The sequence below is a fragment of the Aquirufa lenticrescens genome (assembly GCF_019916085.1).
GTDB classification, from domain to species: domain Bacteria; phylum Bacteroidota; class Bacteroidia; order Cytophagales; family Spirosomataceae; genus Aquirufa; species Aquirufa lenticrescens.
Map to the genome: position 1 here is coordinate 751,499 of NZ_CP049834.1, position 22,443 is coordinate 773,941.

Here is a 22,443-nt window from a genome sequence, read left to right on the forward strand (position 1 = left end):
GATGCGTTTTTGGATGGCATTTCTGGGAATTCTGTTGTTTGCAAGCACTAGCTTCGCACAGAAGTTCGGTTATGTAGATACGGAATTTATCACGTCGAAGATGCCGGAGTATGCCAAAGCGCAGCAGCAAATTGACCAGAATACAAGGACTTGGTTAGCGGAGGTTGAAAAGAAAAAAGAAGAAGTAGAAAAGTTAGAGAAAGAATATAAACTGGAAGAGCTATTGTTAACAGAAGACCTGAAGCAACAGCGATTGTCAGCGATTCAAGCGAAGAGCAAAGAAGCGAAGGCTTTTGAGAACCAAGTATTCGGAGCAGAAGGTGAGTTGTTTAAGTTAAAACAAGCGGCTTACAAATCGATATTAGATCAAATATCAAAAGCGATAGAGAAGGTAGTAAGAGCAAAACGTTTGGATTTCATTTTTGATAAGGCAAACGACGGATTGGTTTTATTGTACACAAATCCGGTTCATGACTATTCTGACTATGTTTTAGAGGAATTAGGTCTAGAGTTAGACCCTAATTTGGTAGAAAAAACAAAGAAAGAGGAGGCCCAAGAGCCGAAAAGTCCTAAAAAGAATTAATTTTACCCTATAATAATACAGAGAACACAAACAAATTATTAATACACATGAAAAACAAGTTTATTTTGGCCGCAGGCCTACTTTTCGGATTAGCTGCTTTGCCTGCTACGGCTCAAGTAAAAATCGGATTCATCTACCAAGAGAAAATCTATAGCCAAATGCCTGAGGCTAAGCAAGTAGAGGAAGATTTGAAGAACACAGAGAAGCAATACCAAACATTGATTCAAGCGAAAATCAAAGATTTCCAAGATAAGGCTGCTGTTTACGAGAAAATGCCAGCAAATACGTCTGACATCATCAAGCAAGACAAAGAAAAGGAATTACAGAACTTGCAAACTTCGATCCAAGAGTTCCAACAAAATGCGCAAACTTCTATCCAAAAGAAGCAAGCGCAATTGTTACAACCGATCGTTAAGAAGATTGAAGAGAACATGCACGCAGTAGCGAATGAGAATGCTTATACATTCGTATTCAATAATTACGAGCCAGGAACAGGTGCTAACCCAGTGTTATTGCACTTCCCAGCGGAGGCAGATATTTCTGACTTAGTATTAAAGAAAATGGGAATTACTCCACGTCCAGCAGGTGCACCAGCTCCAGCGGCAGCGGCTCCAGTAGCAGCTCCAGCAGCGAAGCCAGCAGCTCCTAAGAAGTAATTCTTTACGTTATTGAAGAAAGCCTGATCGGAAACGATTGGGCTTTTTTTATGCCCTAAAATAGTGGATTGTTTGCAGGATCGAAATAGCGCCGATCACACCTAAGACAACATAGTGGAAATATTTCTCCGGTATAAAGTCCAAAATCTTTTTGCCCAGATAAGAGCCTACAATAGCAATGACGATTAAAAATGGGATGAGAATGAGGTGTTCTTGTGTAAAATAACCTTGCAAAATATAGACAATAGCTCTACTCGAATCCACCCCTAAATCAATGAGGGCTGAAGTAGCAATGAAGATATCTTTTTCTAGGCCAAAAGCCGCCAGTGTAATTCCTCTGATCGCTCCCCCTGTGCCTATCAAACCCGCCATAAAGCCAGAAATTACTCCACCTGTATAGAGATTAAAATTCGTTTGCTTGATCTTTTTTCCGGCACCCGAAATCAGGAACAGCGTCAATGCGAGGATAATCAGGTTCATACTCAGTTCGATTTCCTTCTGGGGTATGATGGAGGTAAGGTAGGCTCCTAGTACGACGAATGCCACAGCGGGTATGCCCAGTTTAAGGGCGATGTTTTTATGGATCCCTTTTTGGAACAGAAAAATCTTCGATAAGTTACTGAACACATGGAAGACCGCTGTGATGCCTAAGACTAGCTTAAAATCAATAAAAACGGAGGCTAACGGCACGAATAGGATAGAGGAGCCAAATCCACTGATGGTTCCAATAATCTCCGCTAACAAGGCTAATAAAAAGAAGAGATAGAAGCCTTGGTTCATTTTGTTATTCCTTGATTAGAAACTTGTTTTGGAAAAACAAGATAGCCATTACCCCACAAAATATGGCCGCATCTGCGAAATTAAAGATGGGTGTGGAATAATAAGATCCTCCCCAAAGTGGAATCCAAGAAGGTAACGTTCCCTCATAAAAGTCAGCAAAGAACATATCAATCACTTGGCCATGGAACCAGCTCATCGGTGCTCCGGCAGGCGCATTATTAAACCAAACTCCGTAGAAAACAGAATCAATTAAGTTGCCAATAGCGCCTCCTAAAATCAAGGCGACAGAAATCAATAAGCCCGTAGGACTGTTTTTGACAGTCAAAGAATGCAGGTAATAACCAATTCCGAACATAGCCACAATGCGGAAGCTAGTCAGCATAAGCTTACCCCAGATAGAGCCTATCTGAATCCCAAATGCCATCCCTGGATTTAAGGTATAATGTAATTTGAAGAAATCTCCGATAAGTGCTATTTGGCCAAAATATCCTGGCTCCATCCAAGTGTGAACGGCTATTTTAATCCCCTGATCGAGGGCAATAATCAAGATGCTTAATAAGAAATAGCGGTAGTTTTTCATGCGTTGTTTCGGCGGTTTACTTCTTTTTGTAATAGGGCAAATTCACGGGAAGTTTGACCTGCAATCGAACTGTTTTCCTCTGCACGTCTAAATAAGTAAGGCATAACGGCGTCCACAGGTCCATAAGGCACGTATTTAGCCACATTATATCCTGAGGCTGCTAAATTATAGGAGATGTTGTCTGACATCCCCAGTAATTGGGCAAAATAGATATTCGGATGATTGCTCGGGATTTGTAAGGCATTCATGGCATCACACAAACGCAGACAGCTCGCCTCATTGTGAGTTCCCATGCAGAAATGTACGCGCTCCACGTGTTTTAAGCATAATTCAACGCCTAAATCATAATCGCGATCCGTATCTTCCTTGCACACGTGAAGCGGCTCAGAATACTCATCCTCGTGTGCTTTTTGGCGTTCTTTTTCTAGATAAGCTCCGCGCACTAATTTCACTCCTAAATAATACTTCTTTTCCTCTGCCGTCGCAATGGCCTCCGTTAAATTCGCAAGCATATCGTGGCGGTACATTTGGAAAGTATTGTAGATGATGGCTGTTTTATGATTGTATTTCGCCATCATTTCATAGGTCAGCTGGTCGATGGTTGTTTGGATCCAGCTCTCCTCTGCATCGATGAAAAGGCGAACGTTTAGCTCATAAGCTAACGCACAAATTTCGTTTAATATTTCTTTACTGTGATCAAATAATTCTTGCTCCTCTTCGGTGAATTCTGATTCGGTTTGTGCTTTTTCCAAAAGCTCTGATTGGAAGATTCCTGTCACTTTGAAAACAGCGAAGGGAATAGCCGGATTTTGAGCAGATTTACGGATGGTTTTTAGGATTTCTTCTTTCGTTTTTTGGAAGGATTTTTCGCTTTCTTCTCCTTCTACCGAGTAATCCAAAATAGTCCCAATTTTAGCTTTTTCTAACTCTTGAATCGTTGATTCACAGCCATCTATGGTTTCTCCACCACAAAATTGCGCGAAAATCGTGCTTTTTATGACTTTTTTAATCGGAAAATGTAAGAAAAGGAATAATTTGATGAAAAAAGTGCCTAAATTTACAAGCCAATTTTGGTTCATTGTGGCGAAAATCCAATAGGACTTCTTCAACTGAAAATTGTCTTTCGAAGCGAAGGCTATTTTAGTATCCTCAAAAGATAAACTAGTAGAGGATGGTGTTGATGATTTTTTTGTCATTTGTGCGAAAAATTGTTGCAAATATAAGTGAATTATTATCGATTGCTTAAGAAATAAATAAACAAATCAATAGGGGGCGCAAGTCCTCGTTAACCGTCAGATTATTATGAATGCCAATTTAGACATTGTACCGATGCAGGACTGGATTCAGACGAACGGCAAACCCTTGATCATCGCGGGTCCCTGTTCAGCTGAGACAGAAGAGCAAGTATTAGAAACCGCTCGCCGTATCAAAGCGGAGGGTTATGCTCACATTATGAGAGCGGGTGTTTGGAAACCTCGTACACGTCCAGGCAGTTTTGAAGGGATGGGAGAACCAGCTTTGAAATGGTTAGTAGAAGCAAAGAAAGAAACAGGATTACCTTTAGCGATTGAAGTAGCTACACCAGAGCACATCGAATTAGCCTTGAAATACGGCGTTGATGTTTTATGGATCGGTGCTCGTACAACGGTTAACCCTTTTAACGTACAAGATTTAGCGGATGCTTTGAAAGGAGTAGACGTTCCTGTATTAGTAAAGAATCCAGTGAATCCAGATTTAGCTCTTTGGGTAGGTGCTTTTGAGCGTCTTCAAGGATCAGGCATCAAGAAATTAGGTGCTATTCACCGTGGTTTCTCGAATGCACAAGAAACAAAGTACCGTAACTCACCTATGTGGGCGATGGCAGTAGAATTAAAGCGTTTGTTCCCTCAAATGCCTTTAATCGGTGATCCATCTCACATGGCTGGAAAGCGTGCTTTATTGATGGAATTGTCTCAACGTATTTTGGATTTGAACTACGATGGTATGATCATCGAAACGCACCGCGATCCAGATGCAGCTTGGTCAGATGCTTCACAACAAGTGACTCCTGAGAAATTAGGCGAAATGTTACGTGACCTAGAAGTTCGCAACGCGAGCTACGGCGCTGACTTCTCTGATGAATTAGCAGGTCTTCGTGAGAAAATCGACAACATCGACCGCGAATTGTTAGAAGTTCTTGCTGCTCGTATGTCAGTTGTAGAGAAATTAGGTGAATACAAGCGTGATAACAACGTAGCGGTATTGCAATTAGATCGTTGGAAGCAATTACACAACGACCGTGCAAACCAAGCGAAAGGTTTAGCTTTATATCCAGAATTCGTAGAAGAACTATTCAAATTAGTTCACTTGGAGTCTATCCGTAAGCAAACGGAAGTGATGAATAATGCAGCGGTTTAATCGCGGAGCGATTAAATAGTCGTCACTTTGTGACGTAGTCATCGCTACGCGATTTAGTCGCGACTGCGTCGCTTAGTCCTAAGAAATATTTTGAGAATAGCCCTGGTTCATCTGGGGCTATTTTTATTTAAAGTCATTAGGTCGCCGCAAGCGGCTTAGTCGTCATTGCATGACTTAGTCATCGCTACGCGATTTAGTCAAAAAATATTTTGAAATTTGAACACGGACAAAGACGAAGTCGACTAAGTTGCGAAGAAACGACTAAGCGACAACGTCGCGACTGAGTCACGCGGTGACGACTAAGTCCGTAGGACGACTCAACTACGGCGACTAACAGCGTACCCCGCCCAAACAATCAGCCCCATTCCTAGAAACGTCAACACGTCCGGTAACCCGTGGCCTAATACTACTTCGATGATGATGGAGAAGATAACCGCGCTGTTCCCCACTACGCCTACAATACTGGCTTTTTCGTTCAATAGCGCCTGCGTGGTAAAGTATTGAACGCCTAAGGCTAAAAGTCCCATCACTAAAGCCCAGATCCATTCCGCTAGAGAAGGCTGCACCCAAACACCCGTCACAAAACTATTTTCAAAACCACCTAGCGTTCCCGTTAGAAGGGAAATAGTCGAAGCGATTAATCCTGCCCCCATAAAAGAAACAACGACCCAGCGGGAATCGTAATATTTTTGTGCCTCTTTGATTGCTAAATAGCCAAGGGCCGTTCCCATCGCATAGATGATTCCGGTACTATGATGCCAAAGCGATCCCCCACTGCCGGGTTGAAAAATGAGCAAGATGCCGAAGAAGCCGATCAATAGAAATAATACTTGTTTGCTGGAAAGTCCTTCATTTGGCAATAAAAAGAAGCTAAAAACAGCGATGAAGAGCGGGAATGCCTGTCCATAAGTGTTCGTTAAGGACAAGCCGAGGTGTTCCAGCGTGTAGAAGAGGCAATACAAGGTGAAGGCCCCCAAAAGTCCGCGTAGGATAATGAAATAGAGTTTACCACCCGCTTGAACGGCCGGTTTTCGGTATAGGCTCGTTAATAAGAAGGGTAATCCTACAGCGCTTCGGAAAAAGACAAGTTGAATGGAGCTGAAAGTGTGGCTCATTTCTTTGGCGATCGCAGACATAATCGCGAAGCAAAGCGAGGAGAGCAACATGAAAAAGACTCCTTTATTGGAGTAAATTCGTTTCAACATCTAGATATAAATTTCGAGGATTAGCTCAAATTTTGGTAACTTGCATTTCATTTCAAAGGTATGACAAAAAAAATAATTTTATCTCCTGAAGCACCTGCTCCCATCGGACCTTATTCCCAGGCAGTTGAGGTGAACAACACCCTTTATGTGTCTGGTCAGATCGCATTGTCCGTTTTTGAGGCAGGTGGATCGATCGAAGAAGAGACGAATCAAGTGATGTTGAATTTGCAACATATTTTGACGGCGGCGGGCTATACGTTCGATCACGTGGTGAAATGTTCCATTTTCGTGAAGGATATGGGTCATTTTGGCCAAATCAATGAAGTCTACGGTCGTTATTTCGTTCAAAATCCTCCCGCTAGAGAGACGGTAGAGGTGGCACGCTTGCCCAAGGATGTGCGTGTGGAGATTTCGTGTATTGCCTATAAATAATAACTATGTCTGATTCAGTACGTGTTCGCTTTGCGCCCAGTCCTACGGGACCACTCCACATTGGAGGGGTAAGAACCGCTTTATATAATTACCTGTTTGCCCGCAAAATGGGGGGTAAATTCTTGTTGCGTATCGAAGATACCGACCAAGCACGTTTTGTGCCTGGAGCGGAAAACTATATTTTAGAGAGCTTAGCTTGGTTAGGCATCAGCCCAGACGAAGGAGTAGGGGTGGGTGGACCACACGAACCCTACCGCCAAAGCGAACGCAAAGACCTCTACAAGGCCTATGCAGATCAATTATTAGCAGATGGAAAAGCATATTATGCTTTTGACACCTCTGAAGATTTAGATGCGATGCGCGCTAGTTTTGAGAGTCAAGGTTCTGCCTTTCAATACAATTCATTAACCCGTGTGAAGTTGAAAAATTCGATTGCGTTGGCTCCGGCTGAGGTGGAGGAATTGATTGCTTCTGGGACCCCTTACGTGATTCGCTTGAAAGTTCCAGCGAAAGGCGAGGTGCGTTTCCAAGACAGTATTCGCGATTGGGTGCACGTGCACACGTCTAGCATCGATGACAAAGTCTTGATGAAGTCGGACGGAATGCCTACCTACCACTTAGCGAACGTGGTGGATGATCACATTATGGAAATAACCCACGTGATTCGGGGTGAAGAATGGCTGCCATCAGCGCCATTGCATATTTTATTGTACCAAGCTTTTGGCTGGAAAGCGCCTCAGTTTGCCCATTTGCCTCTTTTATTAAAGCCAGAGGGAAATGGTAAGCTGTCCAAAAGAGACGCGGATTTAGGTGGTTTCCCGGTATTCCCCATGGAATGGACGGATCCAGCGACAGGTGCGGTATCTAAAGGATTTAAGCAAGAAGGCTACCTAAAAGAAGCAACCTTGAACTTTTTAGCTTTCTTAGGTTGGAATCCAGGGACTGAGCAAGAGATGTTTAGTTTGACAGAACTAGCGGATGCCTTTTCTTTAGAACGAATCAACAAAGCAGGTGCGAAGTTTGATGTGAAAAAAGCTCAATGGTTCAATGAGCAATATATTAAGCAACAGGATCCAGCAGCTTTAGCGGCAGATTATTTGCCTAACTTACCTGCAGACCAAGGTTTGGCCTTTGTACAGCTGTTCTTAGATCGCATTACGTTCCCACAAGAATTAGCGGTAAAAGTGGCAGAGTTTCAAGCTCGTCCAGCGATTTACGATGAAGCGGTTTTAGCTTCGAAGTGGAATGCAGACGCGTTGAGCGGATTGCAATTTATTGCACAAGCTTTACCAGGTGTGGATTCGTGGGAGCCAGAAGGTATCAAGCACGCGATTCACGAGGTTTTAGAGGCGAATGGCATTAAGATGGGTAAAGTGATGCAGATTTTGCGCGTGGCTTTGAGTGGAAATGGAGCAGGTCCAGATTTGATGATTTCGATGCAATTATGGGGTAAAGCGGAGGTGATCGAGCGATTGTCCAAAGCTTTGGCGAAATTCCCTGCACTATAAAAGAACATGGCCAAAAAGGACAAAAAAAAGGAATTACCCACTGTTCATCCTGAATTAGCGGGATTTGAAATGAATATCGATTCATTAGGGACCATTACGTCCACTTTAGATCGAGATCGTTTAAACGCCTTTTTGGACAAGCATATGCCCGAGGATAAAAAATTAAAACCGAAAGAAAATGAAGGTTAGTCAAGAGGATGTGAAGAAAATCGCGCATTTGGCTCGATTAGAGATGCCCGAATCCAAGCTAGGGGAGATGCAAGATTCGATTAATAAGGTGTTAGTCTGGATGGAAGCCCTTAATTCGGTGGATACGTCTTCTGTGGAGCCTTTGGTCCATATGACATCTGCTTTAAACCATTTCCGCGAAGATGAGGGTAAAGTGACTTTGGATCGTGCCAAAGCCCTTGCCTTAGGTCCTGACACTAATGATACCTATTTCAAGGTGCCCCAAGTTATCGAATAGCAATCGAATAATTAGCCTATATAGTATTCAATGGCCTTTTTCATTTCTGATTTGCTCACCGGAATGTCATAGCCACAATCGCCAATACCCGTTAACAACGAGAAGCGAACTTCTCCGCCTTTGTTCTTCTTATCCTGTAGCGTTAAGGCAATAATAGCAGGAATTTCAGAGGCCTTCAATTCCACTTTACCATAGGTTTCAAATAAGTATACTTCGATATCCCCTAGTTCCTCCGCGCTGATCAATCCGCGTTGAAAGGCCACAAAGGCCTCCATAATCATTCCCACAGCAATGGCCTCACCATGCAAAATCTTGCGCTTCCCTTGATCTAACAAGAATGTTTCCACGGCATGACCTAAGGTATGTCCCCAATTCAAGATTTTTCGTAATCCTTTTTCGGTCGGGTCTTCAGCCACCACTGCCTTTTTAATTTCAACGGAATGTTCTATGAGATTGGCAAAATCAACTTCCGAGAAATCGATATGGCTTATTTGCTCCCATTTCTCCGCATCGCGAATCAAGCAATGTTTGATGATTTCGGCATAACCTGAAAGCTTTTGCTTTTGTGGAAGACTCTTGATGAAGTCTGGGTCAATTAACACCGTTTTAGGTAAATTGAACACCCCAATATGGTTCTTCAAACCTTGAAAATCTACTCCTAATTTTCCGCCCACACTCGCATCTACTTGTGCTAATAGCGTCGTAGGAATCTGAATAAAGTCGATTCCTCGTTTATAAGTAGAAGCACAGAATCCTCCCAAATCACCGATTACCCCACCACCTAAATTAATCAATAGGCCGTGGCGATCCATATTCGCCTTTGTCATCGCTTCCCATACTTTTTCGCAGGTAGCTAAATGCTTGTTATTCTCTCCAGACTTAATCTGAATCTTGATAAAGCCCTTGGGTAAATACGCTTGAATGAGCGGAAGGCAATGCTTCGATGTTTGCTCGTCCACGAGAACCGCTATTTGCAAATAGGCATTTTGGCTTAAAAAAGCCGGCAAAGAATTTGAAATAGCTGCGATTTCTACTGACATAGGATTTTTTCTTCAATGGATTCCTCAAAATTACCATGATTTTGTGAAAATGGACTATTTTTTGCCTAATTTTGTACCCGCTTGTTAATCCCACAAGATTTACATTTTTTTATGAGAGAAATTCAGTTTAGAGAAGCCTTACGTGAGGCGATGTCAGAGGAAATGCGTCGTGATGCATCTGTTTTTTTAATGGGTGAGGAAGTGGCGGAATACAATGGAGCCTACAAAGTTTCCCAAGGAATGTTAGACGAATTCGGTCCTGAACGCGTTATTGATACGCCGATTGCTGAATTAGGTTTTGGTGGTATTGCTGTTGGTGCTTCTGCGAATGGCCTTCGTCCTATCGTTGAATTTATGACCTTTAACTTCTCTTTAGTAGCGATTGACCAAATCATCAACTCAGCTGCTAAATTGATGTCTATGTCCGGTGGACAATATTCTTGCCCTATCGTTTTCCGTGGACCTACGGGAAATGCAGGCCAATTATCCTCTCAACACTCCTCTAACTTTGAGAACTGGTATGCAAACACACCAGGCTTAAAAGTAGTGGTTCCTTCGAATCCTGCAGACGCAAAAGGTTTAATGAAATCAGCGATTCGTGATAACGACCCGGTGATCTTCATGGAATCGGAAGTAATGTACGGTGACAAAGGTCTAGTACCAGATGGAGAATATTTAATCCCAATCGGTAAAGCAAACATTGTAAAGCCAGGTTCAGCAGTAACTGTCGTAACTTTTGGTAAAATGCTTTCTCGTGTGGTGATGCCAGCAGTTGAGGAATTAGAGAAGCAAGGAATCTCTTGCGAAGTAATCGACTTACGTTCGGTTCGCCCTATTGATTATATCACCGTGGTAGAATCAGTGAAGAAAACGAATCGTTGCGTTGTCGTAGAAGAAGCGAATCCATTATCGGCTATCTCATCTGAGATCGCTTACCACTTACAACGTTGGGCATTTGATTACTTAGATGCACCAGTAGTTCGTGTGAACTCACGTGACTTGCCACTTCCATACGCACCTACCTTGATCGAAGAAATTCTACCAAGCATCGAGCGTACAATCCAAGCGGTTAAAACAGTAACCTATAAGAAGTAATCTTATTCACAGTGCATAAAAAAAGCCAGCGTTTCGTAAGAAGCGCTGGCTTTTTTATGCAGTAGTCAGTAATCAGTATCCAGTGGTCGCTGGTAGCGACTGATAAAAGTTCAAAGTTGGTATCGCCGGTGGCGATTCTTTTGTGAAGTATTTTTCTAGAATTCATCCGCGAAGCGGATGCCATCTCTATGCTTTATTCTTTGTGCTTTATGCTCTACTCTCTACTCTCTACTCTACTGACTACTGTTTACTGGTTACTGGTTACAACACGTAGATAAACCTCGATCCATCCACATCCACGCCTTCTAGCTTGATGCGGCCTTTTCTAGATTCTAAAGCCTCCACCGCCTCTTTAGGAGAATTGATTACCTTATCATTGATCTTAGTGATGACAGAACCTTTCGCAAGGCCATACATTTCAAGACGACCATCTGGCAATACTTCGGCGATTTTTACACCTGAACTTACCCCAAATTTCTTCATTTCAGCAGGAGTCAAGCTCGCAAACTTAGCACCTAAGAATTCTGATTTCGCTGATTCAGGAGAATTGTCGCCTTTTACGATTTCGGTGTTACCGTCTTTGTTCTTCAACGTTACCTTGAATTCTTTTGTAGCACCATCGCGGTTAACCGTTACTTGAATAGCCTCACCTGGACGCTTGCGGCTAACGATCTCCATTAATTTCGCAGATGATTTAGTCTCTACTCCGTCGATCTTCACGATTACGTCGTTGATTTTGATTCCTGCATCTTTCGCAGCTGAGTTTTCAGAGAAACCGCCTACGTACACGCCAGCACTTGTTTTAAGGTCTTTTTCGTCCGCTAATTTGGCATTCACTTCTGAAATTTGAACTCCTAAGAAACCGCGTTGAACGTTACCGTATTTGATTAAGTCGCCTGACACTTTCTTCACGATGCTCACAGGAACGGCGAAAGAGTAGCCGGCAAATTGACCTGTACGAGAGTAGATCGCGGTGTTGATACCGATTAATTCACCTTTTAAGTTCACCAAAGCCCCTCCTGAGTTACCTGGGTTAACCGCCGCATCCGTTTGGATGAAGGACTCTAATGGATTCACGTCTGGGCTATCACGGTCGATGATGTTTTGGCGACCTTTGGCAGAAACGATTCCTGCCGTAACCGTTGACTCTAAATTAAAGGGATTACCCACGGCTAATACCCACTCACCCACACGTAGCGCGTCAGAATCGCCAAAAGTCAAGAAGGGCAAATTCGTTTCCTTGATTTGGATAACCGCTAAATCCGACGATGGGTCAGTAGAAATAACTTTCGCTTTATATTCGCGCTTATCATTTAAGATAACTGTTACCTCAGAAGCTTCCGCCACCACGTGGTTGTTCGTTACAATGTAGCCGTCTGCTGAGATGATTACCCCAGAACCAGACGCTTCTTGCGGTTGTTGCTGTTGTCTACGGCCACCACCACCGAATGGATCTCCAAATCCGAAGAAATCATCGAAAGGGCTCGAGAATTGTTGTTGTCTTTGACGCGTTTCCATTTTCGTCTTGATATGCACCACTGCCGGAGTCGTTTTCTCTGCAGCATAGGTGAATTCCCCCGGATTTCCAGGTACGTTTTGATTGGATACGGAAGTAGTGAAAGCGGAGGGTGCATCCGAGAATCCGGACGAGTTTCCTAAATTAAAAAGAGAATAGGCACCTAAAGTGACTCCACTGGACATTAATGCAATGATCGCATACGACTTAAGCTGATTATTCATTTCCATTTGGCTTTTATAAATTTAAAATTTGTAGTGCGAATTTAAATGAAAATTAGGCTCGAACAACTCCATTAACAAGTTTTAAGAGTTTTAAATCCCAAAGGAAATGGCTAATTTTGTGGTTCATTCGTAAAAACACGTTCAAATGATTTTAAGTGAGCAAGAATTATTGAGGAGACAAAAGCGCCAAGAATTATTGGCGATGGGAATTGATCCTTATCCTGCACAGGAATACCCGGTGAATGTTTATTCTGATCAGATTTTGGCAGAATTCAAGCCGGAGTCTGGAAATTTCCAAGACGTCGTATTAGCAGGTCGCTTGATGGGCTTCCGTATTATGGGCAATGCCTCTTTTGCGGAACTTCAGGACGCGAATGGCCGTATTCAATTGTACTTCCGCCGCGACGACCTTTGTCCAGGCGAGGATAAAACCTTGTACAATACGGTATTTAAAAAGTTACTAGACATCGGTGACATCATCGGTGTAAAAGGATATGTGTTTACGACGCAGATGGGCGAAATCTCTGTTCACGTGCGTGAGTTTACGATTCTCTCCAAAGCCTTAAAGCCACTTCCTGTCGTTAAAGAAGCAGATGGCCAAACCTACGACGCCTTTTCTGACCCAGAAATGCGCTACAGACAGCGTTACGTAGATTTGATCGTTAATCCATCCGTAAAAGACATCTTCATCAAGCGTGCCAAGATTATCTCTACGATGCGTGCGATGTTTGACGAACGTGGTTGGTTAGAGGTGGAAACACCGGTATTGCAAGCGGTACACGGCGGAGCCTCGGCTCGTCCGTTCAAGACGCACCACAATACCTTAGATATGCCTCTTTATTTGCGTATCGCGAATGAATTGTATTTAAAGCGTCTGATTGTAGGTGGTTTTGATGGCGTATATGAGTTCGGTAAAATGTTCCGTAATGAAGGAATGGACCGCACGCACAACCCAGAATTTACCTCCTTGGAATTCTATGTAGCTTACAAGGATTACAATTGGATGATGAACTTAACGGAGTTAATCTTCGAAACAGTGGCGAATCGCCTGCACGGTAAAACCAAAATCGCAGTAGGGGAGAACGAAATCGAATTTGCGGGACCTTATCCTCGTTTAACGATCTCTGGTGCTATCTTGCAGTATTCAGGAGTAGATGTGGATGCCTTGTCAGAAGACGAATTGCGCGCGAAGTGTGTCGAGTTCGGAATGGAAGTAGATAAAGGAATGGGCAAAGGAAAGCTAATCGACGAGTTATTCGGCGAGAAAGTAGAAGCAAACTTGATTCAGCCTACCTTCATCACCGATTACCCTGTGGAGATGTCGCCATTAACGAAGAAGCACCGTTCGAAAGAAGGTTTAGTAGAGCGTTTTGAGTTATTCGTCAACGGAAAAGAAATCGCGAATGCCTACTCTGAATTAAATGACCCAATCGATCAAAAAGAACGTTTCGAAGATCAATTAGCTTTAGCGGAGCGCGGAGACGACGAAGCGATGGCGATGGATCACGATTTCATTCGGTCCCTTGAATACGCTATGCCTCCTACCTCTGGTATAGGTATCGGTATTGACCGCTTAACGATGTTGATGACAAATCAATCGTCTATTCAGGAAGTGTTATTCTTCCCTCAAATGCGTCCAGAAGTAATGAAGGAAGTTGATTCGGAATCAGCTTTCGCGGAAAGAGGTATTTCAGAAGTGTGGATCCCAGCTTTACAAAAGATGGGTATCTTGACTTTAGAAGCCTTAGATGCAGCAAATCCTAACAAAGTATTTAATGACCTAGGTGGAATGCGTAAGAAATTGAAGATTGATGCGGCAATGCCGACGAAGGACGAAGTGACAGCTTGGATTCAAGGATAATCACTTCACCTATATGCATAAAAAAAGCCTTCTGTTAAGAAGGCTTTTTTTATTTCTCTTTAACTAGAGATCAATGTTGCAATTTTATAGGTAAACCTACATATATATTGTAAAATACTGATTTGCTCTAATCAAAAAAACGAAAGAAAAATTAGATTTTCTTTACGTTGATAGCGTTTGCGCCACGCTTTCCGTCAGTAACTTCATAAGATACTGAATCATTTTCGCGGATAGTAACACCTGAAAGGCCAGTTACGTGTACGAAAATGTCTTCACCTGTTTGATCGTCAACGATGAATCCGAAACCTTTCGTCTCGTTGAAAAATTTTACTTTACCAGTTTGCATAAAAAAAATGTTAAAAATATTAATGCCATCCAGACGAAAGTCTTTCAAGCTCTCAAATGTAGAAAGAAAACAATTGCATGCAAGACTTTTTAAATAAATATTCGATTATTTTAAAATATAATTATAATATTCAAATATTATATATAACTATTCTAATTAAGGGTCAATTGCATTTATTTTTGACTAAATTTGTCTGTTCAATTAGTAACCTATGGAAAAGCTTAAATTTTTTGTTGAGAATCAGGCATTTGGCGTTTGTACTCGCTTAGGAGAGAAGTTGAATATTTCCACGAGTAGCATTCGATTGTACTTTATCTACACCTCGTTTATCACGATGGGATCCCCGGTGATTATTTATTTGATTTTAGCTTTTTGGATGAATATCCGTCGCTATTTACGTCAACGTAATAACCCAAGTGTCTGGGATATCTAAAATTTGATTTGATTGAATTTCTTTTTGCCTCGAATGAAATAGTCTGCTAGAATGTTTCCAGTATAACTGTTGATCCAGTTTTTCTGAACAGTGGACGATTTTGGTTCGAAGAATAAATAGCGATAAAAGCCATAATGGGCCTTTAATATGGCTAAAAAGGAGCCTAGCTTTCCTTCTGTTAGAAATTTTATACCCGCAATTCCATCCAAAATCATCCGAATGAAAATAGTCGAGAAGCGTTTAGAAGGCTCTAAATTTTTATAGAGTAAAATTAAGTTGTTGCGGAAATTCAGGTAGGTTTTGAAAGGGTTCTCTTTATGCAATGTTCCGCCTCCTACATGCAATACTTCACTTTCTGCTATAGCTGCTACCTTATAACCAGCTCTTTGCATTCTCCAGCAAAGATCAATTTCCTCCATGTGGGCAAACAAATAGGCGTCTAATCCTCCTACTAAATTAAAAACGGAAGCGCGAACCATCAAACAAGCACCAGTGGCCCAGTTTACAATAGATGTTTTATATTGTCCTTCGTTTTTTTCAAGCGTATCGAATAGGCGCCCGCGGCAGAAAGGGTATCCATAAGCATCCCAAAATCCACCCGCGGCTCCTGCGTATTCAAAATACTCCGGTTTTTGATAGTCTAGTAGAAATGGCTGTGCCGCAGCAACTAAAGGATTGGCTTCGAAGTAGGCCACTAAAGGTTGTAACCAATTCTTGCGTGGCGCAATATCAGAATTCATCAGCACGAAATAGTCCGCTTTTATTTGGCCTAATGCAAAATTATAGCCGCCCGCATAGCCGAGATTTTCAGCCCAAGAAAGCACGGAAACACTGGGAAAATCAGAGGCTAATAAGGCCAAAGAATCGTCTGAAGAGCCATTGTCTGCTACATAAATCGCCGCATCCTGGGTATTCTCAAGGACAATAGGCAAGAAGTCGGCTAAGAATTTCCGACCATTGTAATTTAAAATAACGACGGCGACAGACATAGTGCAAAGGTAATCGAAATCAATCAAATTAGAATTTCTTTCAGAAAGATGTATTTTTGTCACTTCATTAACAATCCAATACCGTATGTGGTCAAGTTTTTTTCGCAAGAAATCCATCGATAAAATTATTTCAGATCAATTAGAGATTGAAAGCATTGAGGGGAACTCGATGGATCGAAATCTGGGAGTGCGCGATTTGACCTTTATGGGTGTGGCAGCTATCATTGGCGCCAGTATCTTCTCAGCTATTGGTCAGGCTTCTGCGAATGGCGGTCCAGCGGTATCGATGTTATTCGTGTTTACGGCGATGGCCTGTATGTTTACGGCCTTCTGTTATGCGCGTTTTGCGGCTACCGTACCTATTTCTGGTAGCGCCTATACCTATGCTTATACGAGTTTGGGGGAGATTGTAGCCTGGATTTTGGGTTGGAATTTGCTGTTAGAATATGCCATTTCGAACGTTGCAGTGGCCATTTCGTGGTCTAAATATTTTGTAGATTTGTTAGAAGGCTTGGGAGTGCATGTGCCAGAGTTTATGACGATGGATTATTTGTCTGCAAAAAGAGCTTTTACTGAAACGACTTCAGTCTTAGCATCCGGCGAGAAATTTGAAACTTTATCTGTTAATCTCCGAGAAGGTTATACGGCCTACCAATCGGCTCCTACCATATTCGGCTGGCATTTTGTGGCTAACATTCCGGCACTTTTGATCACGGTAGCCATTACTTATTTGGTCTACATTGGAATTAAAGAATCAAAAAATACGAACAATATCCTCGTGATATTGAAGCTATTGGTCATCATGATCGTAGTGGGAGTGGGTGCTTTTTATGTGCAGGTAGAGAACTGGACGCCTTTTGCGCCTAATGGAATTTCAGGGGTATTGAAAAGTGTGGCGGCCGTTTGTTTTGCCTATATCGGGTTTGATTCTATTTCTACCACCGCAGAAGAGTGCAAGAACCCGCAACGGGATATTCCCAAAGCGATGATGTATGCCTTAATCATTTGTACAGTCCTATACGTTTTAGTTACTTTGGTCTTAACGGGTATTGTGCCATCTGAAAATTTAGCTGGAATTGAGGATCCTTTGGCCTTTATGTTTATGCAAGTCGGCTTGCCAGGAGTCGCCGGAATCGTAGCGGCGAGTGCGGTCATTGCCTTAACCTCTGCTTTGCTTGTCTATCAATTAGGTCAGCCACGTATTTGGATGACGATGTCACGTGATGGGTTATTGCCAAAAGCCTTTTCTCGCATTCACCCCAAATACCGAACCCCATCTTTTTCCACGATTATGACGGGTGTTTTAGTAGGTGTTCCTGCCTTGTTCGCAAACTTAGAGGAGGTGATCAATTTAAGTAGTATCGGAACGCTGTTCGCTTTCGTATTAGTTTGTGGAGGGGTTTTAGTGTTAGATCTTGATCCAGAAAATCAAAAGAAGTCTAAATTCAAAATCCCTTACATCAACTCAAGTTATTATGTGGGTTTATCACTTATTATAGCGATTGGGCTTATTTCGTATTCAGGCGTAAATCTAGGTGAATGGTTACAAGGATTGTATACTGGTGAAGCAAAGGCGGATCACTTTATTATGTTCGGGTTCTTCCTCATCTGGTCTGTGATGGCCTTCTTTAGTGTGACCCAAAAGTTGTCTTTAATTCCTGTCTTGGGATTATTAGTTAACCTGTATCTGATGACTCAAATGGGTTCGACGAACTGGGAGCGTTTTATGTACTGGTGCTTGGCGGGGGTGTTGATTTATTTTGGGTATAGTTATCGGAAGTCGAAGTTGAATGTTAATAATAGAGCATAGATTATAGAGTAGAGAGTATAGACGGTTTTACTTCGGACTCTTTTCCTTCGGACTTAAACAAAAAAGGGAGCATTTGCTCCCTTTTTTGTTACCATATCTCTGCTCTATACTCTCTTATCTCTAATCTCGATTTCTTCCACCCAACAAATTCAAATAATAAAGCAACTGCGCTAACATACCTAACGCGGCGACTACATAGGTCATCGCGGCCCACCAAAGCGCATCTTTCGACATCGCATATTCGGTAGGTGTTACGATTCCTTTTTCTTTGATCCAATTCAAGGCTCTATTCGAAGCATCGAATTCAACCGGTAGCGTAACGAAGCTAAATAGGGTAGCCATCGCAAATAGGGCCACTCCAACAGCTAGCAGGGTGCTATTTCCAGTCGAGTACAAGACCATCATTCCAATCATCAATAAGATGGGCATGAATCCATTGGCGATACTAAGCATGGGAACCATCGAGCTGCGGAATTGTAAGAAAGCGTAGGCTCTCGCATGTTGAACCGCATGACCGCATTCGTGGGCAGCCACAGCCGCTGCGGCCGCATTTCTACCATGGTACACATCCGCACTCAAATTAACCGTTCTATCTGCCGGATTATAGTGATCTGTTAATTGGCCTTCTACTGAAATGATGCGGACATCTGAGATGCCGTGGTCAGCGAGCATTTGCTGAGCGATTTCTTGGCCGGACAAATTACTCTGTAATGGGGTTTGAGAATAGGTTTTAAACTTTGATTTTAGTCGCCATGAAATAAGCATACCTGCGACTCCGAAAATGATGGCAATGAAATACATAGTTTTATTGTTTAAGTTTTTGAATGATTTTAGTAGTGGAATAATCGGGCACTAACGCAATGGTTTTTACTTCGCCGCCGGCTGCCATCACTTCTTTGGCCCCCACAATCGTCTCAATGGTATAATCATTACCCTTTACGAGCACGTCTGGACTGAGGGATTGAATGAGTTCTAAAGGCGTGGGCTCCCCAAAAATAATGACCATCGAAACAAAGCCCAACGCAGCGATCAATCGGGCTCTAGCATATTCAGCATTCACCGGTCTTTCGACTCCTTTCTCTAGGGTACGAACCGAGGCATCTGAGTTAACGGCTACGATCATTTGAGTGCCAAATTCACTAGACTTTTCCAAATAATCCACGTGGCCTAAATGCAAAATATCGAAACATCCGTTCGTAAAAACGACTTTATCTCCGTTTGCTTTCCATTTTTTGCGGAGTTCGATTCCTTGGGCTAATGTGACAATTTTATGTTCAGATCTGTTTGACACGTGCGCTAATTTTGGGTAAAAATAAGGTTAAAATAAAACTAAATCCACCCAATAACAACAGGGTAATCATTTGAGTTCCGTGAAAAAAGGTAGCTAACATAAAGCCATCTTTATAAGCAAGTGAATAGAATACAAAAGCTGAGGCCACTAAACTGTGGTAAGCGCCAATTCCCCCTTGCGTAGGTGTGGCCATTCCAAAGGTGCCCATCACTAAAACGGTTAATGCCGCACTTATGCCTAGGTTTTCGCTGATGGGAAATGCTAGAAACAAGGTGTAGGTACTTAAATAATAGCACAACCAAATGCCTACACTGTAAACGATAAATTTGCCAGGTTGAGCTAAGTGGCGAATACTTCCAATGCCAGCGACCCATCCTAAAATCATTTTGCCCACTTTGGAATCTGCTCCTGCTTTTTGGAGAAAATCTTTAAACTTCCATAACACTCCTAAGCCGATTAAGCCTAGAATAGATGCCGTGATAATTAAGGTGCCGGATGGTAAATGCAAGGTAGGGAACAAGCTGTTTTGTAAGGGTTCCCACTCCACTAGAAAGGTGATCCCCACTAACACAATTAGGCTCAATAGATCCACAATTCTTTCAGTGATTACGGTGCCAAAAGATTCTTCAAAGGGGATTTCTGCCGTTTTTTGCAAAGACCCGCAACGAGAAACTTCACCTAAGCGGGGTACTAGAAAATTCGCAAAATAACCGATTAATACGGCTGAAAATGTGCGTAAAGTACCCGGCTGATAGTTCATGGCGCCCAATAATTGCTCCCAACGCAGAGCACGCAAAAGGTGCGACAGGATCGATATGACCACGGAAACGGCCACCCAATTGTAGTCGGCTTGCTGGAAGGCAGTTAGGATGTCATTCCAGTGCAACTGGCTTTTGGAAAAGGCCCAATACAGTAATCCTACAGCCAATAAACTAGAAATAAGGTATTTTATAATGGATTTCAGCATCTGGTTCTTCTTTCAACAGGCAATTTAAAGACCTTTCATTGTATATTGATGGTGGTAATCCGATTATTTTTTTGTACTTTTGTAATGTTTTTTGGGGTAATTTTCCCCTAAGTAATCAATTTAGAATGGCCAAATTACGTATTCTTTACGTTTCAAGTGAGGTAGATCCTTTTCAAAACACGTCAAAAATTGCTGATTTCGTACGCGCTCTTCCTACTGCTATGCAGGAGAGAGGGATGGAAATTAGAATTTTAGTGCCACGATTCGGTTCGATCAATGAGCGTAAAAACCGATTGCACGAAGTGGTTCGTCTTTCAGGTATTACCATTCCAATGGGTGAGGAAGAAAAGCCTTTGACCATTAAAGTAGCGAGTATTCCGGCTGCGAAATTACAAGTATACTTCATCGATAACGAAGATTATTACCAACGTAAATATGTGTTAACTGACAAGGAAGGCGCATTTTATCCAGACAATCACGAGCGTGCTATTTTCTTCTGCAAAGGGGCTTTAGAGACGGTTGTGAAGTTAGGTTGGGCTCCAGATATCATTCACTGTAATGATTGGATGTCTAGTTTAGTGCCTTTGTATATCTCGACTCATTACCAAAATCACCCGATCTACAAGGATTCGAAAACTATTTTCTCTCCACACAATTCTGCCTTTGATTTTACGTTTGAATCAGACGATTTGATCGAAAAAGTGAAGATCGGAGATTTAGACGAAGCACATTTAGGTAGCTTAGCAGGTGGAAATTACGAAGCATTTATCAAGATAGGTGCAGAGTATGCAGACAAAATAGTTTCTTTAGTAAATGCGGATAACAGCCGTATTCAAACGATTATTGATGAATATCAACATAAAACCTCTCAAAACATTGCCGACAATGACCTCGATTTCTTCGAAAAAACGTACTTGGAAATGTCCGGCAATTAAATGGGTAGGAATTCTTTCCTTATTCCTTGCTTCTTGTGATACACCTAAAGAAATTGGAGACGATTTATTTAGTGTGGAAGTAGGTTTGAATTACTCAGATACAATCACGATTAAATCGTCGACTGTACTGATTGATTCGATCTATACAGGGTCGCCTAATACGTTATTAGTTGGGTCTTACAATCATCCGGTGCTAGGTTTATCGGAATCAGCTGTTTATACCCAGGTATCTAGTATCGATACTCTTTTTGCAAAAGCTACGTCAGTTTACGATTCATTAACCTTGCGTTTGGCTTATTCTGGCTACCAAGGAGATACAACAAAAACGCAAACACTAAGCATATACCGTTTATTAGATAGCTTAAATAGGGGGACGGATTATTTTGCGAGTTCTTCTGTTCGTTCAGATGCAGCTTTGTTAGGTAGACATACCTTTGCCCCTCGTCCTATTCGAACGAAAGCGATGAATGGTGATTCTGTTCGCTATGACACCTTGCGTTTTCGGATGTCGGATACCTTTGGTCGTGAATTATTGAGTAAATATGCAGAAACAACGGTTGCTGCGGGTGGTAAAGGGTTTAGAGATTATTTTCCGGGTATGTTGTTTAAATCTTCTGGTTCCACTTCTGGAGCTATGATTGGTTTCAACCCAGGCTATTCTCGTATGACCTTGTATTTCCATAATCCGGGTGATACGACTAAGTATTATATGGATTATTATTTCAGCTTATCGAATGCGCTTTACCCTGAATTATTAGCTCGTTTTAACCAGATTAAGTCGACCAAAACAGGAGCTTTAGCCGCCCTTCAAAACCCAGGAAATATCGTTTCTTCAACCGCAACTAGTGGTATCACCTATATCCAGGCGGGTACAGGAGTAGCCACTAAGGTAGAATTTCCGTATTTGCTTAATTTAAAAGGTAATCGAAATGTGGCTGTGAATAAGGCTGAATTAGTGTTAACTGCTGCTGATAATATCGATCTTCAACAAACAATTGGGCAATTGTCTATCGTAGAAACAAATTCGACTAATCGAACGCTTCGGAATAGTTATGGTTTGAAGTATTTGCTTTCTGAAGGTGGTACGAGTGTGATTACCTCAGCAATCGATCCTAGTTCGAAGTCGTATACTTTTAATGTGACTACAGCCATTCAATCGCTATTAGTGGGTAAACAAGCCAATACAGGCTGGCTGATTACTCCAGCATTAACTGCTAACTCCGCTGGTAATACGAGAATCATCAATGAAAGTACGCGTTTTGTACCTCTTCAGGCGATGAAAGCTCGTTTGAAGATCTATTATTCTTATATTGCCAAATAAACTCCGGC

24 protein-coding genes are annotated in these 22,443 nt (G+C 42.1%); 13 read left to right on the top strand and 11 right to left on the bottom strand.

Features of this window, described 5'->3' with window-relative positions:
* Nucleotide 1: 1 nt before the first annotated feature.
* Together G9X62_RS03420 and G9X62_RS03425 are read left to right on the top strand one after the other, a co-directional pair.
* Complete coding sequence (locus G9X62_RS03420) at nucleotides 2-583, top strand: OmpH family outer membrane protein (protein WP_223131407.1); 582 nt, start codon at nucleotides 2-4, stop codon at nucleotides 581-583.
* A 47-nt stretch (nucleotides 584-630) separates the two neighbouring features.
* Nucleotides 631-1,239: an OmpH family outer membrane protein gene (locus tag G9X62_RS03425; protein ID WP_223131408.1), complete on the top strand. Its 609-nt coding sequence runs from the start codon at nucleotides 631-633 to the stop codon at nucleotides 1,237-1,239.
* 48 nt (nucleotides 1,240-1,287) lie between these two features.
* Here G9X62_RS03425 and G9X62_RS03430 read toward each other — a convergent pair whose 3' ends face one another.
* From G9X62_RS03430 to G9X62_RS03440, 3 genes are read right to left on the bottom strand one after another with little or no spacing between them, the layout of a single operon-like run.
* On the bottom strand, nucleotides 1,288-2,019 hold the full coding sequence (locus G9X62_RS03430) for a sulfite exporter TauE/SafE family protein (RefSeq protein ID WP_223131409.1): 732 nt from the start codon (nucleotides 2,017-2,019) through the stop codon (nucleotides 1,288-1,290).
* A 4-nt stretch (nucleotides 2,020-2,023) separates the two neighbouring features.
* On the bottom strand, nucleotides 2,024-2,599 hold the full coding sequence (locus G9X62_RS03435) for a lipoprotein signal peptidase (RefSeq protein ID WP_223131410.1): 576 nt from the start codon (nucleotides 2,597-2,599) through the stop codon (nucleotides 2,024-2,026).
* Nucleotides 2,596-3,795, bottom strand: coding sequence for a proline dehydrogenase family protein (locus G9X62_RS03440; RefSeq protein ID WP_223131411.1), 1,200 nt, complete (start codon nucleotides 3,793-3,795; stop codon nucleotides 2,596-2,598). Before G9X62_RS03440 ends, G9X62_RS03435 begins: the two co-directional genes overlap by 4 nt.
* 106 nt (nucleotides 3,796-3,901) lie before the next feature.
* On the opposite strand from G9X62_RS03440, the gene G9X62_RS03445 reads away from it, so the two are divergent.
* A complete protein-coding gene (locus G9X62_RS03445) occupies nucleotides 3,902-4,996 on the top strand; it encodes a chorismate mutase (protein ID WP_130923009.1) in 1,095 nt (364 codons plus the stop codon).
* A 317-nt stretch (nucleotides 4,997-5,313) separates the two neighbouring features.
* Here the strand turns inward: G9X62_RS03445 and G9X62_RS03450 are convergent, their stop codons facing one another.
* On the bottom strand, nucleotides 5,314-6,201 hold the full coding sequence (locus G9X62_RS03450) for a DMT family transporter (protein ID WP_223131412.1): 888 nt from the start codon (nucleotides 6,199-6,201) through the stop codon (nucleotides 5,314-5,316).
* 60 nt (nucleotides 6,202-6,261) lie between these two features.
* Here G9X62_RS03450 and G9X62_RS03455 point away from each other — a divergent pair, with 60 nt between their 5' ends.
* Genes G9X62_RS03455 through gatC form a run of 4 tightly spaced genes read left to right on the top strand, consistent with a single transcriptional unit; the run spans nucleotide 6,262 to nucleotide 8,607 of the window.
* Nucleotides 6,262-6,633: a RidA family protein gene (locus G9X62_RS03455; RefSeq protein WP_223131413.1), complete on the top strand. Its 372-nt coding sequence runs from the start codon at nucleotides 6,262-6,264 to the stop codon at nucleotides 6,631-6,633.
* Between the two features lie 5 nt (nucleotides 6,634-6,638).
* Nucleotides 6,639-8,141, top strand: coding sequence for a glutamate--tRNA ligase (gltX, locus tag G9X62_RS03460; protein WP_223131414.1), 1,503 nt, complete (start codon nucleotides 6,639-6,641; stop codon nucleotides 8,139-8,141).
* Nucleotides 8,142-8,147: 6 nt separating this feature from the next.
* Nucleotides 8,148-8,330 (top strand): hypothetical protein, encoded by a 183-nt coding sequence (locus G9X62_RS03465; RefSeq protein WP_223131415.1) that lies wholly within the window; start codon nucleotides 8,148-8,150, stop codon nucleotides 8,328-8,330.
* Nucleotides 8,320-8,607, top strand: a complete 288-nt coding sequence (gene gatC / locus G9X62_RS03470; RefSeq protein WP_223131416.1) for an Asp-tRNA(Asn)/Glu-tRNA(Gln) amidotransferase subunit GatC — start codon at nucleotides 8,320-8,322, stop codon at nucleotides 8,605-8,607. The genes G9X62_RS03465 and gatC overlap by 11 nt, the downstream gene beginning before the upstream one ends.
* An 11-nt stretch (nucleotides 8,608-8,618) precedes the next feature.
* On the opposite strand, the gene aroB is transcribed toward gatC, so the two are convergent.
* On the bottom strand, nucleotides 8,619-9,647 hold the full coding sequence (gene aroB, locus G9X62_RS03475; RefSeq protein WP_223131417.1) for a 3-dehydroquinate synthase: 1,029 nt from the start codon (nucleotides 9,645-9,647) through the stop codon (nucleotides 8,619-8,621).
* A 111-nt stretch (nucleotides 9,648-9,758) separates the two neighbouring features.
* On the opposite strand from aroB, the gene G9X62_RS03480 reads away from it, so the two are divergent.
* Nucleotides 9,759-10,742 carry a pyruvate dehydrogenase complex E1 component subunit beta gene (locus tag G9X62_RS03480; protein WP_223131418.1) on the top strand — a complete coding sequence of 328 codons (984 nt, stop codon included), beginning with the start codon at nucleotides 9,759-9,761 and terminating at the stop codon, nucleotides 10,740-10,742.
* Between the two features lie 261 nt (nucleotides 10,743-11,003).
* Here G9X62_RS03480 and G9X62_RS03485 read toward each other — a convergent pair whose 3' ends face one another.
* Nucleotides 11,004-12,482, bottom strand: a complete 1,479-nt coding sequence (locus G9X62_RS03485) for a Do family serine endopeptidase (protein WP_223131419.1) — start codon at nucleotides 12,480-12,482, stop codon at nucleotides 11,004-11,006.
* Nucleotides 12,483-12,627: 145 nt separating this feature from the next.
* Here G9X62_RS03485 and lysS point away from each other — a divergent pair, with 145 nt between their 5' ends.
* Nucleotides 12,628-14,343 carry a lysine--tRNA ligase gene (gene lysS / locus G9X62_RS03490; protein WP_223131420.1) on the top strand — a complete coding sequence of 572 codons (1,716 nt, stop codon included), beginning with the start codon at nucleotides 12,628-12,630 and terminating at the stop codon, nucleotides 14,341-14,343.
* A 151-nt stretch (nucleotides 14,344-14,494) separates the two neighbouring features.
* Here lysS and G9X62_RS03495 read toward each other — a convergent pair whose 3' ends face one another.
* Nucleotides 14,495-14,689: a cold-shock protein gene (locus G9X62_RS03495; protein WP_130895221.1), complete on the bottom strand. Its 195-nt coding sequence runs from the start codon at nucleotides 14,687-14,689 to the stop codon at nucleotides 14,495-14,497.
* Nucleotides 14,690-14,900: 211 nt separating this feature from the next.
* Here G9X62_RS03495 and G9X62_RS03500 point away from each other — a divergent pair, with 211 nt between their 5' ends.
* Nucleotides 14,901-15,122: a PspC domain-containing protein gene (locus tag G9X62_RS03500; RefSeq protein WP_223131421.1), complete on the top strand. Its 222-nt coding sequence runs from the start codon at nucleotides 14,901-14,903 to the stop codon at nucleotides 15,120-15,122.
* Here G9X62_RS03500 and G9X62_RS03505 read toward each other — a convergent pair.
* Nucleotides 15,119-16,111, bottom strand: coding sequence for a glycosyltransferase family 2 protein (locus G9X62_RS03505; RefSeq protein ID WP_223131422.1), 993 nt, complete (start codon nucleotides 16,109-16,111; stop codon nucleotides 15,119-15,121). The two genes, G9X62_RS03500 and G9X62_RS03505, sit on opposite strands and share 4 nt — an antisense overlap.
* A gap of 85 nt (nucleotides 16,112-16,196) precedes the next feature.
* Here G9X62_RS03505 and G9X62_RS03510 point away from each other — a divergent pair, with 85 nt between their 5' ends.
* Nucleotides 16,197-17,921, top strand: coding sequence for an amino acid permease (locus G9X62_RS03510; protein WP_223131423.1), 1,725 nt, complete (start codon nucleotides 16,197-16,199; stop codon nucleotides 17,919-17,921).
* Between the two features lie 120 nt (nucleotides 17,922-18,041).
* Here G9X62_RS03510 and G9X62_RS03515 read toward each other — a convergent pair whose 3' ends face one another.
* Genes G9X62_RS03515 through G9X62_RS03525 form a run of 3 tightly spaced genes read right to left on the bottom strand, consistent with a single transcriptional unit; the run spans nucleotide 18,042 to nucleotide 20,179 of the window.
* Nucleotides 18,042-18,722 carry a zinc metallopeptidase gene (locus tag G9X62_RS03515; RefSeq protein ID WP_223131424.1) on the bottom strand — a complete coding sequence of 227 codons (681 nt, stop codon included), beginning with the start codon at nucleotides 18,720-18,722 and terminating at the stop codon, nucleotides 18,042-18,044.
* A gap of 4 nt (nucleotides 18,723-18,726) precedes the next feature.
* Nucleotides 18,727-19,212 carry a D-glycero-beta-D-manno-heptose 1-phosphate adenylyltransferase gene (gene rfaE2 / locus G9X62_RS03520; protein ID WP_223131425.1) on the bottom strand — a complete coding sequence of 162 codons (486 nt, stop codon included), beginning with the start codon at nucleotides 19,210-19,212 and terminating at the stop codon, nucleotides 18,727-18,729.
* Complete coding sequence (locus G9X62_RS03525; RefSeq protein ID WP_223131426.1) at nucleotides 19,196-20,179, bottom strand: lysylphosphatidylglycerol synthase transmembrane domain-containing protein; 984 nt, start codon at nucleotides 20,177-20,179, stop codon at nucleotides 19,196-19,198. Before G9X62_RS03525 ends, rfaE2 begins: the two co-directional genes overlap by 17 nt.
* Nucleotides 20,180-20,304: 125 nt before the next feature.
* Here G9X62_RS03525 and G9X62_RS03530 point away from each other — a divergent pair, with 125 nt between their 5' ends.
* Together G9X62_RS03530 and G9X62_RS03535 are read left to right on the top strand one after the other, a co-directional pair.
* Entirely contained in the window at nucleotides 20,305-21,114 is an 810-nt protein-coding gene (locus tag G9X62_RS03530) for a glycogen/starch synthase (RefSeq protein WP_223131427.1), read from the top strand.
* Complete coding sequence (locus G9X62_RS03535; protein ID WP_223131428.1) at nucleotides 21,065-22,435, top strand: DUF4270 family protein; 1,371 nt, start codon at nucleotides 21,065-21,067, stop codon at nucleotides 22,433-22,435. Before G9X62_RS03530 ends, G9X62_RS03535 begins: the two co-directional genes overlap by 50 nt.
* Nucleotides 22,436-22,443: the final 8 nt, after the last annotated feature.